The 17201-nt window shown below is 34.0% G+C and carries 17 protein-coding genes; 7 read left to right on the top strand and 10 right to left on the bottom strand.

The window, feature by feature from the left end; translation table 11 throughout:
- Window position 1: 1 nt before the first annotated feature.
- The 5 genes from OPR29_RS05840 to OPR29_RS05820 are packed head-to-tail and all read right to left on the bottom strand — an operon-like array spanning window position 2 to window position 5568.
- A complete protein-coding gene (locus OPR29_RS05840; protein ID WP_265025209.1) occupies window positions 2-1387 on the bottom strand; it encodes an NADH-quinone oxidoreductase subunit N in 1386 nt (461 codons plus the stop codon).
- The gene (locus tag OPR29_RS05835) at window positions 1384-2826 is read right to left on the bottom strand and encodes a complex I subunit 4 family protein (RefSeq protein WP_265025208.1); all 1443 of its coding nucleotides are present in this window, start codon (window positions 2824-2826) and stop codon (window positions 1384-1386) included. Before OPR29_RS05835 ends, OPR29_RS05840 begins: the two co-directional genes overlap by 4 nt.
- A 3-nt stretch (window positions 2827-2829) precedes the next feature.
- Window positions 2830-4677, bottom strand: a complete 1848-nt coding sequence (gene nuoL, locus OPR29_RS05830) for an NADH-quinone oxidoreductase subunit L (RefSeq protein WP_265025207.1) — start codon at window positions 4675-4677, stop codon at window positions 2830-2832.
- A gap of 4 nt (window positions 4678-4681) precedes the next feature.
- Window positions 4682-4990: an NADH-quinone oxidoreductase subunit NuoK gene (nuoK, locus tag OPR29_RS05825; RefSeq protein ID WP_006012916.1), complete on the bottom strand. Its 309-nt coding sequence runs from the start codon at window positions 4988-4990 to the stop codon at window positions 4682-4684.
- Window positions 4981-5568, bottom strand: a complete 588-nt coding sequence (locus OPR29_RS05820; RefSeq protein ID WP_265025206.1) for an NADH-quinone oxidoreductase subunit J — start codon at window positions 5566-5568, stop codon at window positions 4981-4983. The genes nuoK and OPR29_RS05820 overlap by 10 nt, the downstream gene beginning before the upstream one ends.
- A 186-nt stretch (window positions 5569-5754) precedes the next feature.
- On the opposite strand from OPR29_RS05820, the gene OPR29_RS05815 reads away from it, so the two are divergent.
- Together OPR29_RS05815 and OPR29_RS05810 are read left to right on the top strand one after the other, a co-directional pair.
- On the top strand, window positions 5755-6180 hold the full coding sequence (locus OPR29_RS05815) for a WD_0964 family protein (RefSeq protein WP_052265004.1): 426 nt from the start codon (window positions 5755-5757) through the stop codon (window positions 6178-6180).
- 113 nt (window positions 6181-6293) lie between these two features.
- The gene (locus OPR29_RS05810; protein ID WP_007302378.1) at window positions 6294-8207 is read left to right on the top strand and encodes an ATP-dependent helicase; all 1914 of its coding nucleotides are present in this window, start codon (window positions 6294-6296) and stop codon (window positions 8205-8207) included.
- Window positions 8208-8249: 42 nt separating this feature from the next.
- Here the strand turns inward: OPR29_RS05810 and OPR29_RS05805 are convergent, their stop codons facing one another.
- Both OPR29_RS05805 and OPR29_RS05800 read right to left on the bottom strand, forming a co-directional pair.
- Entirely contained in the window at window positions 8250-9005 is a 756-nt protein-coding gene (locus OPR29_RS05805) for an alpha/beta hydrolase (RefSeq protein ID WP_007302377.1), read from the bottom strand.
- A 1-nt stretch (window position 9006) separates the two neighbouring features.
- Window positions 9007-9531 carry a c-type cytochrome gene (locus OPR29_RS05800; protein ID WP_007302376.1) on the bottom strand — a complete coding sequence of 175 codons (525 nt, stop codon included), beginning with the start codon at window positions 9529-9531 and terminating at the stop codon, window positions 9007-9009.
- A 299-nt stretch (window positions 9532-9830) separates the two neighbouring features.
- Here OPR29_RS05800 and ruvA point away from each other — a divergent pair, with 299 nt between their 5' ends.
- The 5 genes from ruvA to OPR29_RS05775 all read left to right on the top strand — a co-directional run bounded on the left by ruvA (window position 9831) and on the right by OPR29_RS05775 (window position 14742).
- The gene (ruvA, locus tag OPR29_RS05795) at window positions 9831-10403 is read left to right on the top strand and encodes a Holliday junction branch migration protein RuvA (protein WP_007302375.1); all 573 of its coding nucleotides are present in this window, start codon (window positions 9831-9833) and stop codon (window positions 10401-10403) included.
- The gene (ruvB, locus tag OPR29_RS05790) at window positions 10400-11389 is read left to right on the top strand and encodes a Holliday junction branch migration DNA helicase RuvB (RefSeq protein WP_007302374.1); all 990 of its coding nucleotides are present in this window, start codon (window positions 10400-10402) and stop codon (window positions 11387-11389) included. The genes ruvA and ruvB overlap by 4 nt, the downstream gene beginning before the upstream one ends.
- 268 nt (window positions 11390-11657) lie before the next feature.
- Window positions 11658-12890 carry a hypothetical protein gene (locus tag OPR29_RS05785; RefSeq protein WP_265025205.1) on the top strand — a complete coding sequence of 411 codons (1233 nt, stop codon included), beginning with the start codon at window positions 11658-11660 and terminating at the stop codon, window positions 12888-12890.
- Between the two features lie 227 nt (window positions 12891-13117).
- A complete protein-coding gene (locus OPR29_RS05780; protein WP_213863843.1) occupies window positions 13118-13300 on the top strand; it encodes a hypothetical protein in 183 nt (60 codons plus the stop codon).
- Between the two features lie 29 nt (window positions 13301-13329).
- Window positions 13330-14742 (top strand): hypothetical protein, encoded by a 1413-nt coding sequence (locus OPR29_RS05775; protein ID WP_265025204.1) that lies wholly within the window; start codon window positions 13330-13332, stop codon window positions 14740-14742.
- Window positions 14743-14818: 76 nt separating this feature from the next.
- On the opposite strand, the gene OPR29_RS05770 is transcribed toward OPR29_RS05775, so the two are convergent.
- The 3 genes from OPR29_RS05770 to OPR29_RS05760 all read right to left on the bottom strand — a co-directional run bounded on the left by OPR29_RS05770 (window position 14819) and on the right by OPR29_RS05760 (window position 17178).
- Window positions 14819-16060, bottom strand: a complete 1242-nt coding sequence (locus OPR29_RS05770; RefSeq protein ID WP_007302370.1) for a citrate synthase — start codon at window positions 16058-16060, stop codon at window positions 14819-14821.
- A 79-nt stretch (window positions 16061-16139) separates the two neighbouring features.
- Window positions 16140-16409 (bottom strand): 30S ribosomal protein S20, encoded by a 270-nt coding sequence (rpsT, locus tag OPR29_RS05765; protein ID WP_007302369.1) that lies wholly within the window; start codon window positions 16407-16409, stop codon window positions 16140-16142.
- A gap of 43 nt (window positions 16410-16452) precedes the next feature.
- Window positions 16453-17178: a lysophospholipid acyltransferase family protein gene (locus tag OPR29_RS05760; RefSeq protein ID WP_012481964.1), complete on the bottom strand. Its 726-nt coding sequence runs from the start codon at window positions 17176-17178 to the stop codon at window positions 16453-16455.
- Window positions 17179-17201: the final 23 nt, after the last annotated feature.

The raw sequence follows: 17201 nt of genomic DNA, 5'->3' as shown, positions 1-17201 counted from the left end.
GTCAGCCCTTTAGTTTAATGAGTGAGTAAAGATCTTCTGCGTACAAGAAAAGAACGAGGTTGATCAGTGAAGCCACTGAAGTGATAATGAATAGACTCTTAGAATAAGCAACCTTATTACCACTAGCTTTATCAAAATACATAACTTTCATGATATTTAAATAATAGTAGCATGATATCACACTCGCTATTACAAGGATCAAAGACAGGCTGATAAAGCCAGAATTTATTAAACTTTTGAATATAAAAAATTTAGCGATAAAACCTGCAAGTGGAGGTATTCCCGACATCGAGAGTAACAGTACAGAAAGATGAAATGCTACAATTGGGTGTTTCTTCCCTATACCAGATAAATTTGCAATATCACAATCGTCATCGTCAATTTGTACGAGATATGAGAATAGCCCTATGCTTGTGATGATATATATCACCAAATACATTAAGGCACTATCTGTTCCTGCTTGTGTAAAAATAGAAAGTGAAGCAAATATAAAACCAATGTGACCAATTGAACTGTAAGCAAGCAGCCTTTTTAAGTTTTGCTGACGTAAGGCCCCAAAAGCTGAGATAAGCACAGACAATGCTGAAACGTATAAGAAAATAGGCTGAACATAACTTTTTACATTTACTAACTCTTCATTCATCAATCGAATTAAAAATGTTACAAGTGCAGCTTTTGGGGCCGTAGAAAAAAACGCAGTTACTATGGTAGGTGCACCTTGATAGACATCTGGAGCCCACATATGAAAAGGAGCAATAGCAAGCTTGAAACACAAACCAATAAGGATAAAAACTAACCCAAAAACTATTCCATAAGTTATCTGATGGTTTTGCAAGAATGAACCGAGCTCAGAGAAATTGACTTGTCCTGTATATCCATAAAGCAGCGACATTCCATATAGCATAATGCAGGAAGATAGTGCACTAAGTGTAAAATATTTCACTCCTGCTTCACATGAATAAGCTGAATCTTTATTAAAGCTCGCAAGAACATACAAAGATATACTCATCAACTCAAAAGCTAAATAAAAAGAAATCAGACTATTTGCTGAAACCAAAGTTATCATGCCAAATAGCGCAAAAAGAATCAGTATTGAAAATTCATATTTATAGTCATATTTTGATAAATTCAGCATCAAAAGTATTAAAATTCCTGTGCTGAGAATTAACCCTTGGGCTGACCTGATGTATAAATTGAGTTTTAACAACAAATTCAAGAGAAAAATTTCATTGTTTTCTGCCGAAATAATTAAAATAATCAAAGTTACCACTGTGCAGCCAAGTGCTAATAAGTTGATAGTTCGGCGGTTAAATATAATTCCAAGCAGTAGCAACACTAACGAGGAGATAATAGAGAACGTTTCCGGCAATATCTGTATATAATTCATAGCGCATTATATTTGACTAACAAATTTGCCATACATGGCTTCAAATAATTCAGTGCAAGGGTTGGGTAAAATCCAAGCAAAATAACAAACACTGCAAGCAGAATTAAGACAGAAAATTCTATGCTATCCAAACGGTTATTTAATAATTTAGAATAGCTAACCCCCCATATTATTTGCTTACATAAATTCAGCATATAAACTGCGCTTAAAATAGTGCCAAGTGCGATAAATCCTGTAAAAAACCCTATGCTCTTAAACATTCCAACCATAGCCAAAAACTCACCTATGAATCCAGATGTTCCAGGTAGCCCTATTGAAGCCATTGAAAACAAAATGAACATAAAACCAAATTTTGGCATTGTATTTACTATGCCAAAATACTTTGCAATCTCCAAAGTTCCAGTTCGAGTATATAGCATTCCAACACACAAAAATAAAGCAGCAGAAATAAGGCCATGACTAATCATTTGAAATATGCTACCCAGTACTCCTTCCTCACAAAATGAAAAGAGGCCAGCAGTAACGATCCCCATATGTGCTATTGAAGAATAAGCTATTAACTTCTTTATATCATCTTGAGCAAACGCAACTAGAGAAGCATATATCACCGCAATAATGCTCAGCACAACAACGAAATTTGAAAAATACAAACTTGCCTGAGGAAGCATTGGAATAGAAAACCTTAAAAATCCATATCCCCCCATTTTAATAAGCAAGCCAGCTAAAATCACAGACCCAGAAGTTGGTGATTGCACATGTGCATCAGGAAGCCAAGTGTGAAATGGAAACATCGGTACTTTTATTGCAAAAGAAATAAAAAATGCAATCCACAGCAATGACTGCACTTCAAGATCAAGGCTTGGCACTAATGTAGCTAATTTTTGTATACTAAACGTTCCAAAAACACTATAGATGTATACTAACCCCAGTAGAAATAATAATGAGCCAGTTAATGTATAAAGAAATAACTTAAACGTTGCATATACCCTGTGTTTTCCTCCCCAAATGCCAATAATAAAGAACATTGGTATTAAAACAGCTTCAAAAAACACATAAAAGCTTATAGCATTCAGTGAAACGAAAAACCCGACTACAAAACTCTCAAGCAGTAGAAATAATGCCATATAGGCTTTTAGGTTCGTATAACTCATTTTGCAGTTATAGAGTATACAAATTACAAACAAGAAAGTTGTAAGCAGAAGGAAAAGCAACGATATTCCATCCACCCCTATTCCAATATCTCTTACTGGATAGCTGACAAACTGAAAGTCCGCATCGTTATAATCAAATTCTATACAAGCTACAATGCTAAGCAAAAATGGAAGTACAGCAAAAAATAGGGCAAGGAATCTTAAGTGTATAGATTGATGATTAATCCTGATTAAGGATAAAATCAACGCTCCTATCAGTGGAAGCAAGAATATACTAAGTAACAACACCTTCTATTTAATTCCAATAATATATAAAGCACCGATTATTAAAGTAACAAACATAATAAATGCATAATCAAATATATAACCAGTTTGTAACTTTATAGAACTTTTTGAACATTCATTAACCAACCTTACAACACCATTTGGTCCAAATGAATCAATAGCCTTAACATCAAACTTCCATAGAAGCCTAGATATAAACCTTATCGGTGCAATTATAACAAACTCATACACCTCATCAAAGTACCATTTATTCTGCAAAAACTTAAGTAAAAATTTACTCTTAATTTGCCTAATTACTTGATATTGGTAAATTAGGTACGCAAGTGCTATTCCACTTAGGCTTGCTAAGGTTGGCAGTAGTTTTATAAAGAAATTATGAACTCCATGCTCATCAATCATCACTAAACTTGATTTCCAAAACGCATTACTAGTTATGTTCAAAATATTTGCTCCCCATATTCCAGAAAATACTGATCCAAAAGCGAGTATCAGTAATGGTATAAGCATAATCTTTGGTGCCTCATGTATATTAATTTTACTTTGTTTTTGGCTGTGGAACACAAGAAGCAATAACCTCCAAGAGTAAAACGCTGTGAAGAATGCAACAACTAAGCTTATTACAAAAGCAAAGCTATCCGTGCTATAAGCATGTTCAATTATCAAATCCTTTGAGTAAAAACCTGCAAATGGAAATATTCCAGAAAGCGCAAGAGATCCAATCCACATGAGAGTATAAGTGCAAGGGATTTTCTTCCAGCAATTTCCCATTTTCTGAATGTTTTGCTCATGATGCATTGCATGAATCACATTGCCAGCACCAAGAAATAGTAGAGCTTTAAAAAAAGCGTGTGTCATTAAATGAAAAATAGCAACATTGTAAGCAGAAAGCCCACATGCCATGAACATATAACCAAGTTGACTGCAGGTTGAATAAGCAATTATTTTTTTTATATCGTTCTGAGTAATCGCAACCGTAGCTGCAAAGAAAGCAGTAAGTGCCCCAACAATAACTATTAATTCTCGTGCCACATTTGATAGCTCAAATAATGGAGAACATTTTGCTACTAAAAATATACCTGCTGTTACCATCGTTGCTGCGTGAATGAGTGCAGAAACAGGGGTTGGCCCTTCCATTGCATCTGGCAACCAAACATGTAAACCAAGCTGTGCAGATTTACCCATACAGCCAATAAAAAGTAATATGCATATTATATGAGTTACTTTGAATTCACAGCAGAATGCTCTAATGTTCTGCGTGCCAAGAAGATCAGTTGTATCAAAAACTTCAGTAAAATTCAAAGAGTGAAATGTATAATAAATAAGAAAGATTCCAATCAATAGTGCAAAGTCTCCTACCCTATTCACAACAAATGCTTTAATTGCTGCATTATTTGCAGAATATTTTTGGAACCAAAATCCTATGAGTAAATAAGAACACAGGCCAACCCCTTCCCAGCCAAAAAAAAGCTGCACGAAATTATCGCTTACAACCAGCACAATCATGCAAAACGTAAATAGCGATAGGTAAGAAAAAAACCTCGACTTCCCTTTGTCATGCTCCATATAACCGATAGAATAGAGGTGGACTACTAGTGAAACGGTGGTAATGACAATAAGCATTAAGGATGAGAGAGCATCCACACTAATTGCCCAATTTACTTTTAATACACTTAATGAAAATAGAGGAAATAAACTCAAGTGATAATTTTCAGAGAAGGTGAGAAAAACATACCAAGATAAAACTGCAGATATTCCAATCCCTGCCGTTGTAACTAACTGACTTTTTCTAAAAAGTGCTGCAAATAGCGAACTAAAGAGTGGCAAAAATACTATTAATTTCAGTATATTCATCATACTTTCATTCTTTCATTAAATTTGCTTGTTCAACGTCTATATTGCCACGGCTTCTATAATATACAACCAATATTGCAAGCCCAACTCCTGACTCTGCTGCTGCAACAGTCAACACAAACATCACAAAAATTTGCCCAACTATATCATTCATAAAGGCAGAAAAAGCAACTAGATTGATATTAATTGCCAGCAATAATATTTCTATTGATAACAGTATGTTGATTATGCTCTTACGGTTGATGAAAATACCGCACACTCCAATAGTGAACAAAACAGCAGCAACTATCAAAAAGTGATTTAATCCTATTTCCATTCTACTCCTTTTCCAAATTTAGCCTTAATCAATTTTACAGATGAAGATTGTGTCAATTGCTTTAATACATTCTGTTTTTTAACTCCTTTTTTCTTGTCCTGCAAAGTAAGAGCAATAGCGCCAACAATTGCAACAAGCAGCAGAATACCAGAAAGATGAAAAGCGTACATGTAGTCGGTATACAGCAAATTACCAATAGCTTTCACATTATTGGTATTATAGTTTATAACATTGCTTATATTTGGTGCTGAGCTGCGGATTACAAAGCTGATGACTAGAAAAAACACAACACATAATATAGCACCAAGAGTGAAATGCTTTGCAAAACCCTGGCGCAACCTTATGTAGTCAATATCGAGCATCATAACTACGAAGAGGAATAACACTGCAACCGCACCGATGTATACTATCAGCACTATCATAGCAATGAATTCAGCTCCAAGGAGAATAAAAAGAACTGCAGAATTAACGAAGGTGAAAATTAAAAATAATACTGCATGCACAGGATTTCTTACACTAATCACACAAATAGCAGATAAAATGCTAAGAATTGCAAAAAAATAAAAGAAAAAAGGCATTGATACTTTAACTGCAACAATAGTTACTAACTTAAGGTAATTGTTGCTGTAAAGTCAATACTATATTAAAGATTTGAAAATATCGTACTACAAGCTTCAACTCCTCAGTAATGCAATAAACACTCTTGACAATCTTGATTTATTAATATATAATGTATGTATATTAATAGTCAGCGGTAGCTCAAAATGTACAACATATTTGGTTACTTCAAAAGCAACAATAGTTCTAACGCACAAAATAGCAGATTAAATGGAGAAGGTTATCAATACACCACAAGAGACTATATGACAATTTACTTTAATAACACATTAGCAAGTTTCAGTAGATCATTGATAGAATTTAAAGAAAAAGCATATGGTTTTATATATGATATTGGAGCTTGGTTGAAAGCAACATATGAAAATTTCACTGAACGAGCTGAAATTCATAACTTCTATGTTCCAGAAAAACTTCCTATTAAAGCTGAGGAAATAAAGATGAAGGAACTGAATCGTAAGCCTAAGCCATTTCAAACTCCACCTATTCATCAAACAAGCAGAAGTTTTGATGCCAATATCTCAAATCAAGTTGTTGTTACTCACCATACACTTGAAGCTACCCCAACAAGATAGATCTACGCTTAAATATCTAGTACTTGAATGAGTTGAATGTTATGTTCAATAAGACCTTTACAATATTTGGATCATAGGTTTAACTTTATAAAGTTATAATCTATAGAGCTTCAATGAACGATTATCTCTCACTGTTAAATCCAGAACAGCAATTAGCTGTAACTAACATAAATGGGCCAGTTTTGATACTGGCAGGAGCCGGAACCGGAAAAACAAGAACGATTACTTCAAGAATAGCACACATAATTAGAAACGGTCACGCTTATTCTGATGAGATATTAGCAGTTACATTTACAAATAAAGCAGCAAATGAGATGGTATCAAGGGTACTTGAGCTAACGGGCACAAACATACCATGGCTTGGCACTTTCCATGCAATTGCAGCAAAAATTTTGCGCATGCACGCAGAAATTGTGGGCTTAAACCCCAATTTTACAATCATTGGTGTGGATGACCAATTACAGGTAATAAAAAATATTATCAATGAAATAAATCCTGATTACCTATCAGAAAAATATAAGACCATTATGAATATTATTCAGCAATGGAAAGAGAAGTGCTTATTGCCGTCTGAAGTGGAAGATGTTCAATCATTTAGGCCAGTTTACGTAACTGCACTTAAAGTCTATTACCAGTATCAGGAAAGGTTAAAATTCCTTAACTCTGTTGATTTTGGTGACTTATTGTTATATAACATACAACTTTTTAATAAAAAGACCGAGGTTCTGTCCTACTACCAAAACAAGTTTAAGTATGTCATGGTAGATGAGTATCAAGATACAAATGCAATACAATATCTTTGGCTAAAATACCTTGCAAAAGAGCATTCAAATATTTGCTGTGTAGGAGATGATGACCAGTCGATATACAGTTGGCGTGGTGCAGAAGTTGAAAATATTTTGAAATTTTCCGATGATTTTAAAAATGCAAAAACCGTTAAACTGGAGTGTAACTACAGGTCAACATCCCACATAATTGCAACTGCATCATATGTGATCAATCACAATAAGACTCGCTTAGAAAAAAAATTGTGGACAACAAACATTGAAGGCGAAAAGGTAAATCTAATCAAATTGTGGGACGGAAAGGCTGAAGCAAGGTTCATAAGCGAACAGATATTAAAACTCAATAAATACAGATTTAGTGATATTGCAGTGCTCGTCAGGGCTACTTTTCAAACTAGAGTTCTCGAAGAGTATTTTATAAAATATTCAATTCCCTATAAGATTATAAGTGGCGTAAAATTCTACGAACGTCAAGAAGTAAGGGATATAATTGCATATTTGAGGCTTGTTACAAATAATAATGATGATCTCGCTTTTGAAAGGATCGTAAATCGTCCAAAAAGAAGCATAGGAGCTACAACTCTAAAGAAAATATACACGACTGCTCAGGATAACAAAATTTCTTTTTTTGAGGCAGCAAAAATATTGGTTAATAGTGATCAAGTAACCGAAAGAATTAAACTCTCACTAAATGATTTTTTAAATAAAATTAAAGCTTGGGAAGAAATAGTAAGCGTAAAACCACTGCATGAATTTGTTAAAATCGTAGCAAATCAATCAGGATATATGGAAATGCTTGAGAATGAAGGAGTGACGGGTTTAGCGCGAATAGAAAATGTTAAAGAGCTCATTTCATCTTTGAAGAATTTTGACAGCACTATAACCTTCTTGGAGCATATTAGTTTGGTGATGGAAGTGGATAATATGAATAGCGATGACACTGTATATGTTATGACTCTTCATGCGGCTAAAGGGCTTGAATTCCCGTGCGTGTTTTTACCTGGTTGGGAAGAAGGATTATTTCCTCATCAAAGATCTTTTGAAGATAAAAGTGGTAAAGCTTTGGAAGAAGAGAGAAGACTTGCATATGTTGGCATAACTAGAGCAAAAGAAAGGTTGATCATTTCATGTGCAGATAGGAGGGAAATTAATAATCAGTGGCAACCAATGAGCACTTCTCGATTTATTAAAGAATTGCCAAGAGAAAATGTTGAGGTGATCAAGAATAGTGCCTACTGTTGAAGCTATAACTGCAGCTCTTACGACAAACACATCTGAATTACTTCAATTATATATTTCTCCTGGCAAAAATTCTCTGATGGTCTTAAATAAAATTTTCAGTGAATGATTATCAGACATGTTGTGTTCTGCTGATTTTATTAAGTGTACTTCAACGTCTGTTGACTTAATTTTTTCAGCTAAATTCAATGAAGTTTGATAAGGAACATCTTTATCATTAATGCTATGCAATAAGCGCACAGGACAGTTTATATCTATTGCTTCTCTGTTTAAAAGAAGGTTCTTTCTACCGTCTTCGATCAGATTTTTAGTTATTTTGTATGCACAATGCTCCGAAGTAAAATCTATTACACCTTTAGAACCTAGTTCTTCTTTTTGCTTGCCTGACAATTGCTTGAATATCAAATCTTCAGTAAAATCAGGAGCAGACGATATGCCGATTAATGCTGCAATTTTTTCTGGAAATTGAAGAGCAGTGAGCAGCATCAGCCATCCTCCCATACTTGAACCTATAATTATTTGTTTATTGCTAGTTAATTCACTTATCACTTTAGCACAATTTTTTTGCCAATCACTTATTGTATAATCAGCAAAATCACCGCTTGAATTACCATGGCCAAAATAATCAAAGAGCACAAGTGCTATATCATTTTCTTGGCAAAATTTGTAAACGGCAGTTGCTTTAGTTCCATCCATATTGGATGCAAAACCACTAAAAAAAACTATAGAAGCCTTCTTTCCTTGTAGCTTTCGATATGCTATATGGCCATTACTTCCATCGAGTAATTTACAATAATTCATACTACTTTGGCAAGGCAACCGGACTATCGCTCATCGAACGCAAATAGCTGACTAGATCTGCAATCTCTTGTGGATTGGAAATGCCTGCAAATGCCATACGTGTACCTTTTATGTAGGCTTTTGGATTTTTTAAAAAAGCAAATAACTCCTCATACTCCCATTTCCCACCTTTTTCAAGTAGTGCTTTTGAGTAATTGAATGAGCTGCCAAGATGGGCCTTTTTATTTCCAACCACGTTCCATAAGTTTGGCCCCACTTTATTCATTCCACCTTTCTCAAAACTATGACAAGCTATACATTTTTTTGCTGCTGACTTGCCTTTTTCAAAGCTAGCATTCTGCATGAGCTCTCCAATATCAAGTGCCACTTGTTCAATCTTTTGTTGAGGCTCATTGCTGGCTGCTACTATTGTTTGGTGTTCAATTTTATAATCCTCTGGGTTGTAGAGCATATCAACTACATTACTAACTATCATAATTATTAATCCAGAAAGTAAAATCGATGCTGCAATCTTATTAAGCTCCATAGTTAATTCTTATCAAGTAATGTTACTTAAATTATGCAAATATTTTCGCAAACAGTAAACAATTACCTTTATTTCACCAAAGATAGAAATTTCTATTACTTAGCTAAGTTAGGAGACTGCAATTCTATTTCTATCGGAGTAACTTGTGGTTCAATTACATAATGATCTGGAATAACATATTAAAATAGATTTCCTGCAAACTTGTCTGCAATGATTGAAACTGGAACTACTTCTATAATGTTCGTTTGCTTGACCTAAGATTCAGGAGCATTTAAACTGAATTTTATAAAGTACTAGAAATGATAGGAAATCTAAGAGGAATAGTTGATGAGGTGTGTAGCGATCACATAATCCTGAATGTGAATGATGTTGGCTACATAGTATATCTTTCAGCCAAAACTTTAAGTGCTTGTTCGATTGGAAGTAGAGTAAAATTACTTATCGACACTTATGCAAATAGCAGAGAAAACGTTACTCAGCTATATGGCTTTATAAGTAAAGAAGAACAGCAGTGTCTGCGTTTATTAGTTAAAGTGAGCGGTGTCAGCTATAAAACCGCAATGTCAATTTTGAGCAAATTAACTCCAGAGCAACTGTTTTTGGCAATTATAAATGAGGATAAACTAGCACTTAAGGTGAGTGGACTTGGCCTGAAACTCATAAATCGAATTATTACTGAGCTGAATGGCAAAGTAAGTAAATTAGAGATAAATAACAATCATTTTCACTCAATTAGTGAAGATGCTCTTTCAGCTTTGATCAATCTTGGATATGAAAGAACAAAAGCTTATGATACAATAAAAAAAATAGAAGATGAATCACCAAACTTGGACACTAAAGATATTATTCGTATGGCGCTTAAAACAATATGAAGTCAATATCATGTAGTAAGGAATACTCTGAAGATGTACGTAATTTAAATATCCGGCCTGAGCAACTTGATGATTTTGTCGGGCAAAAAGACTTAATACAAAATTTAAAAGTGTTTATAAATGCTGCACAGACGAGAGCTGAAGCTTTGGATCACGTATTGCTCTATGGTCCTCCAGGGCTTGGTAAAACAACTTTAGCACAAATTGTCTCTAAGGAGTTAAGGGTTAGCTTTCGTGCAACTTCTGGTCCATTGCTTAGTAAAGCTGGGGACTTAGCTGCAGTGCTCACTACTTTAAATGCAAAAGATGTTCTATTTATCGATGAGATTCATAGATTAAATCGTAGCATTGAGGAAGTTTTATATACTGCTATGGAAGATTTTTGCCTAGATATACTAGTAGGTGAGGGCCCATCTACCAGAACTTTAAGAATAGATTTACCACCATTTACACTGATTGGGGCAACAACACGGCTTGGACTGCTTTCTGCACCGCTGAGGGATCGTTTTGGTATTCCCCTGCATCTTGAGTTTTATTCTTTTGAGGAACTGGTTGATATTATAAAAAGAGGTGCAAGAGTTCTTTGTGCTGAAATCGAAAAGGATGCTGTGCAGGAAATTGCCTGCCGCGCCCGTGGTACTCCAAGAATTGCTTTGAGATTACTCAGAAGAATAAGAGATTTTGTTGAAGTAAAAGATGATAAAAAAATTACCTGTGAAATTGCCGGTTCTGCACTATCAAAATTGGGTATAGATAAAATGGGACTAAATAAATTAGATATGGATTATCTGAGATTTTTGTTTAACACCTCAGGACCTGTTGGAATTGACACCATATCTATTGCACTATCTGAAGATGTTGGCAATATTGAAGAAACAGTAGAACCTTATTTAATCAAGGTCAGTTTTGTAAAGCGCACACCAAGAGGACGTGTTTTAACTGATCAAGCAAGGGAATATCTCAGCATTAATTCAGTGGTATGCTAGTATTATACTATATTTTATAACATTGTATAGTATTACATTAAACATTATAATATTCTTTTATTATATGATTTGCAGGTGTTTTAGAGGCAAATAAGAAAGTCTTCTGTTATAGTGAATATGTTCTTGAAAAATTACGTAATATATGCTAGGCTGTATATAGTATGAATGTAAAAATATCAATAAATTATTGATATTTTTTAAGATTAATACTTATTAAATACTTCATATTGTAAGATTGAGTTATTGTATTTTATAGACTTAAGATAAAATGGTAAAAAGCCTTCTAAACAATTATAGAAACAGTAATTCAATTAATGGAGAAAAAGCAATGAAAAATTTTTTAATCAATAACAACGAAGAGGACGGTAGCTCAATCTACATTAATCGAATCAGAGAGCAAGATCTCTCTGCAGAGCAGAAGCTCAATGAATTAAAAGGATTCATGGAGGAGCTTGCTAGGAAAGCTGAGCTCAAGAGAATAGAGCTTGAGCGTCAGGCTGCGAGTTGCATTGATGAAACATTATCTCAAGTAGAGCTACAGATACAAGATAATGAGGATTACTTTACTGATGATAATCAAGGGGTATTCGCAAATTTCTTTGAATCCCTCTTTAATCTTTTTGAAGTAAATGTAGATCCGAAAGTCTACAAAATGCTCAAGGAGAAGAAAGAGAAAAATCTGCTTCTTTCGATAATTAAGTTTTTGCGTGATAAGCTTAAGGAATTAGTTAAAAAGATCTTCAAAAAAGATTTAGATTTAAGTTGGGATAAAAGGCTAGACAAAGAGATAAAAGAATTGCAGGAGAAATTACTCAGCGGTGAGTTATCTCCTGAAGAAGAAATAGCAATACTCGAACGTTTGCAAGCGTTGCAAAATTTAAAATTGAAGCTTCAAACTTTTCTCGTGGGCTCAGTCATTGCAATGTTTGCAGAAATTTTTGCAGTTGATTTAGCAGCAGTAGTAGAGCAAGATGTAACTGAGGAAAAAAGAGACAAAAAAGCAGAAAAAACAGAATCAAAAGAAGTTCGTCAAGAAATAGAAACAAAAGTGAATGAAATCACACCAATTTCCCTATTTAATTTTTCATCTCAAGTTCCAATGCCAATCACTCTGAATAAGCAAGAACGTGCTATTTTACCAAAGCCTATAGAAAAATTAGTAGACACTCTACCTAAACCTGTTATAAGTCACAAAAATAGTGAAGTACAAAAACTGGAAAAAATGAATAAAGAAAAGAAAGAAGCAAAAGAAGAGAAAAATGAAAAACCAAAATTAGCTGTCTGTCCACCCGCTCCAGAGCGAAAGGAACACAGGAGAGTTAAAAGACAAAAATGTGGTGTTGATACAATGGAAACAAAGAAAAAGCTAAATAAATCTTCCTGCAAGAGAAAGCTTGGTGATCAGCAAAAGTCTAATGCTGCTGTGGAATTGCCAGGAGGATTAACTGATGATGTGAGAGTTGAAAACCATGCTTCTTCAGTCAAAGAGAGAGGTGTGTAAAGGTTCTCTCTCTTTTTTTCATTTCAGACTGGTTTTTTATCTGGATTCCAGCATCAAGTGCTGGAATGACATGGCGGAATGTCATCTAAGTAGCTCTCTCTCTTGTCATCCCAGTCTGGAATCCAGGAGTATAAAAATGGTGAATAAAATTTATGTTAAAAAACTGCTTGTGCTGATAATTGATTCTTAATATACTCATTACATAATAATTTAATTTAGAGGTTGATATGCATGGTAACAATGGTTCAGGCAAAAGAGTATTTGATAATACTGCTCCAGGAGGAGGAAGGGTTGATCTGAGCAAAATAGATCCAAAGAAAATAGATGATTTTAGAGACATGATTAGACGTGAAGAGGAAAGAAAGAAAAATCAATCTAGTGGTCAGGGCACCAGTAGGAGTGGTAAGTAATTATGTTGATTAATTAGAGAGGTGGCGTTATGCCTAATAAAAGTGAAATAAATCGAGAATTAGTAAAAGCATTTAATAGTATTCTTCGTTTTAGTGATGATGTTTTTACTAATTGTACTGTAAAGGATGATCATATTGTTATCTCGTTTGATAATAATATGACTATTGATCAGTGCAAGGGGTACTTGAAAAGTATGAGAGAAAAAGTAGTAAAAAGATTTTGTCCGGATGAAAGTATTCTTGATGATAATTTTTATACAAAGTTTTTTCCTTTTAACTTTGATCAAGGAAAATCGACTGTAGGTAATAAATTTTTGGTGCCAATGAGAAAAGAGGTAGTTTCTAATCTAAAGTTTTTGCTAGCTAATGAACTTGCGCGGTTGACAACAGATCTTATTAAAGAGCAAAAAAAAGAAGACAAAAAATCGGAACTAGGTTGTGAGGATCTACCAGATGATATAGAGGAGGAGATAGAAAATCATGTAGATTATAATATAATTGATGAAGTCTTTGATAAGGGATCTTATCTATATGGTGCGGAGTGTGTTGATAGAAATTTGAAACGTTCTTTTGTAGATTTGCTTTCATCGGAAATAAAAGGTTATGAAAATGGTCCTAAAAAAACTAAGGGTTTTTTAGAAGAAAAAGGAAATTATGTACATCTAAAGAAAAGCATTTTTGATAATCCTAAGCTCATTAAAGACATAGCAAAGGATAAAGTATCTCTGACATGCCGTTGTTTTGATACTCCAAATACCGAGGATAAAATACATAAGATTCTGAAGTTTACAGTAGTTGATTTGTTTCGTAAAGCAAACATACAAGTTGATTTTATGGTGCGTAATTCTTACTTAGGGGGTGATGAAGATTCAGTTTTAATTCCTATTGTAAGTGGTAGTAATGGTAATAGATATTTAACAAGAGAAGAAGTGAATCACGTTAATAATATGTTTGGTATGGATGTATTAAATAATGTTGAAGCTTATACTTCGCAGAAGTCTCTATTGAATAGTGATAGTAAAGGATTGTACGGAATAGATTTTGCTAACCCAGACATTGCTTACTGCGTGATGGATAAGATCATAAAGAGCTCTGTAATCAACAAGGATTATAAACTGTCCATTGATCCTGCGCGTGTGCCAGCTATGAAACCACAAATTCTTGTCCCTCCTGAAAAAGTAGGGACGGATGGACCAAGTGCAGATAGTGGTTTTGCTGGTTCACCTAAGAATTCAGTTATAGGTAAATCACATAATGGAAACACAAGCAAATTCCTTAGGCCTGACTACTATGGTGAAGGTAAAGGTGGGGATGATGCTTCGGCTAAAGATAGTGGCTTTGGCTCTTCTTCAGCACGATCTTCTTTTAATAAGCCCGAAACAACATTTAACCAACCTTCTATATCACAGCCTGACCAATGTTCTGCAAAAAAGCAGACATAACTAATAAAAAATCAATTTGTTGTATTTTATAGCTAAAGGAAATTAGGCTATTCAAAGATGAATTGTGAATGAAAGTTTATTTGCCAAGGTAGAGCTGCCTTGGCCTACAAATCTTGGTTTCTTTATCGTTTACCATTTCATACCACTGGGCAACCCAACCAGTGGTTCTTGCAAGTGCAAAAATGGGTGTAAACATACTTGAAGGGATACCGATAGCATTCATTATTATACCTGAATAAAAATCAACATTTGGATACAACTTACGTGTAATAAAATACTCATCCTTTAAAGCTATTTCTTCAAGTTTTTTTGCAATTTCAAGTAATTCATTGTTTTGCTCTAGTTTGCTTAAAATCTCATGACAAGCATCCTTTAATATAAGCGCGCGCGGATCATAGTTTTTATAAACACGATGTCCAAATCCCATTAGCTTAAATGGATCTTTATCATCTTTAGCTTTCTCAATGAATCTATCTACATCTCCACTTTGCTCTATCTCTTTTAGCATATTTATAACTGCCTCATTAGCTCCACCGTGTGCTGGACCCCAAAGTGTAGCAACTCCTGCAGACAGGCTTGCAAATAGATTAGAACCAGCTGACCCTACCAATCTGACAGCTGCTGTAGAAGCATTCTGTTCATGATCAGCATGGAGAGTAAATATTTTATCCAGAGCTTTTACAAAAAGGGTATTATTAACAGCACTGCCAAATATCATATTTAAGAAATTCTCACTATAACTTAATTTATTATTAGCATTTGTGAATTCCTGATTGTTGATATGTCTATAAATCATTGCAACAATTGCAGGAACTTGTGCTATTGCAGAAATTCCAAAATCTAAATCTTCACCATTGACATTGTTGCCATGTGTTTCATGGTAAGATGCTGACAAATTTGCAAAACATGCAACTAAAATCGACATAGGGTGAGCAGTTTTTGGAAATGCTTTGATTACATTTGTAACTTGCTCTGATACTTTGGATGATTCTTGTATTTTGAGAAGAAATTTTTTGTGTTGCTCTGAACTGGGTAGTTCACCATAGAGCAATAAATAAATCACAGCAGTAAAACTATTATTCTCTGCCAAATCAGCTATATCATGTCCCCTATACTTAAGAACTCCTTCATCTCCATCAATGAATGTAATTGTGGAAGAGCATGAAGCTGTGGAAACAAACCCCGGATCATAAGTGAATAATCCTGTCGTCTTATATAAATCCTTAATATTTAACACGTCAGGACCTACTGTTCCACTTAATACGGGCAGATCAATTTTTGACCCATTACTTAGTTCCAATAATGCTTTTTTATCCATCACTTGAGCTACTTAATTTTATACAGAATATACAAACTGAAAAGTATATATTAATACAGTTAACTTTACATTAACCGTATTAAGCGGTCATCAATGCTTTTACTTTTGCATTTAAGCGACTTATTTTACGTGCAGCAGTATTCCTATGAATGACACCTTTATTTACACATTTGTGTAAATTGGATTCAGCATTCCGAAATGCCAAGACAACATTCTCTTTATCACCAGACTTGATTATATCAACTAATCTTCTAATAGCAGTACGAGTTTTGCTTTTTCGCATCTTATTTACTAAAGTACGCTTTGCTATTACCTTCATCATTTTTTTAGCACTCTTATGATTTGCCATATATTAATACCTGTACTTTTCTTTTAATTATAAAGTTTTTTTGTTAATTTGCAATATCAGTTTTTTCTGCAATTAATCTACTACTTCTTTCTTCAATGATTTTTTCTAAACTTTGCAAGAATTCATTTTTGTTTAACCCAGGATATATGGGAGGTAATATTTCTATTACCGCCTTTCCGGGATTCTTTCTCAGAGAAAGTATGCTTTTTGGCCAAAACAAACCAGTGTTTAAAGCAATCGGTAACACAGGAACAGATAATACGCTGTATAAAGCAGCAATACCCGATTGATATTTTATATTTTGGTTTATAGTCGTTCTTGTGCCTTCAGGAAATATTATTATGCTTCTATTTTCTTTTATATGCATTTTTGCTAGTTTAATTATATGGCGTATGGAACTGATACCATCTGAACGGTTAATAAAAATCATTTTCAGCGCTATAAGATGTAAACCAATGAATGGAATCCATTTCAATTCACGTTTTAAAATAAAAACTGCTTTTCTAAAGAGTAGTATAAAAATAAATGTTTCAAATGGAGATTGGTGTTTAGATGCAATTATAAAAGGTTGCTTAGGAATGTTTTCCATTCCCCTCACTTCATATTTAATGCCACATAATAAACGCAACATGAATAATACAACTCTCACCGAGCAAACAAGGAAAATGGTTATTACACACTCAGGAAAGAAAATTACAGGGAGAGTAATTAAAGTATAGAATACTTCCCATAATATAAGGAGTAAATTAAACAATAAACTTGCAATCACAAACACACGTAAACTTATTTGAA

The organism is Wolbachia endosymbiont (group B) of Pammene fasciana (genome assembly GCF_947251495.1).
Taxonomy (GTDB): Bacteria; Pseudomonadota; Alphaproteobacteria; order Rickettsiales; family Anaplasmataceae; genus Wolbachia.
The sequence above is the reverse complement of the archived record's forward strand: the minus strand, read 5'-3'. Positions and strand labels throughout refer to the sequence as shown.

Excerpts from the sequence above, each read along its gene's own strand:
- OPR29_RS05840 (WP_265025209.1), bottom strand. The coding sequence starts at position 1,387 with ATGAATTATATACAGATATTGCCGGAAACGTTCTCTATTATCTCCTCG.
- nuoL (WP_265025207.1), bottom strand. The coding sequence starts at position 4,677 with ATGATGAATATACTGAAATTAATAGTATTTTTGCCACTCTTTAGTTCG.
- nuoK (WP_006012916.1), bottom strand. The coding sequence starts at position 4,990 with ATGGAAATAGGATTAAATCACTTTTTGATAGTTGCTGCTGTTTTGTTC.
- OPR29_RS05820 (WP_265025206.1), bottom strand. The coding sequence starts at position 5,568 with ATGCCTTTTTTCTTTTATTTTTTTGCAATTCTTAGCATTTTATCTGCT.
- OPR29_RS05815 (WP_052265004.1), top strand. The coding sequence starts at position 5,755 with ATGTACAACATATTTGGTTACTTCAAAAGCAACAATAGTTCTAACGCA.
- OPR29_RS05810 (WP_007302378.1), top strand. The coding sequence starts at position 6,294 with ATGAACGATTATCTCTCACTGTTAAATCCAGAACAGCAATTAGCTGTA.
- OPR29_RS05805 (WP_007302377.1), bottom strand. The coding sequence starts at position 9,005 with ATGAATTATTGTAAATTACTCGATGGAAGTAATGGCCATATAGCATAT.
- OPR29_RS05800 (WP_007302376.1), bottom strand. The coding sequence starts at position 9,531 with ATGGAGCTTAATAAGATTGCAGCATCGATTTTACTTTCTGGATTAATA.
- ruvA (WP_007302375.1), top strand. The coding sequence starts at position 9,831 with ATGATAGGAAATCTAAGAGGAATAGTTGATGAGGTGTGTAGCGATCAC.
- ruvB (WP_007302374.1), top strand. The coding sequence starts at position 10,400 with ATGAAGTCAATATCATGTAGTAAGGAATACTCTGAAGATGTACGTAAT.
- OPR29_RS05785 (WP_265025205.1), top strand. The coding sequence starts at position 11,658 with ATGGTAAAAAGCCTTCTAAACAATTATAGAAACAGTAATTCAATTAAT.
- OPR29_RS05780 (WP_213863843.1), top strand. The coding sequence starts at position 13,118 with ATGCATGGTAACAATGGTTCAGGCAAAAGAGTATTTGATAATACTGCT.
- OPR29_RS05775 (WP_265025204.1), top strand. The coding sequence starts at position 13,330 with ATGCCTAATAAAAGTGAAATAAATCGAGAATTAGTAAAAGCATTTAAT.
- OPR29_RS05770 (WP_007302370.1), bottom strand. The coding sequence starts at position 16,060 with ATGGATAAAAAAGCATTATTGGAACTAAGTAATGGGTCAAAAATTGAT.
- rpsT (WP_007302369.1), bottom strand. The coding sequence starts at position 16,409 with ATGGCAAATCATAAGAGTGCTAAAAAAATGATGAAGGTAATAGCAAAG.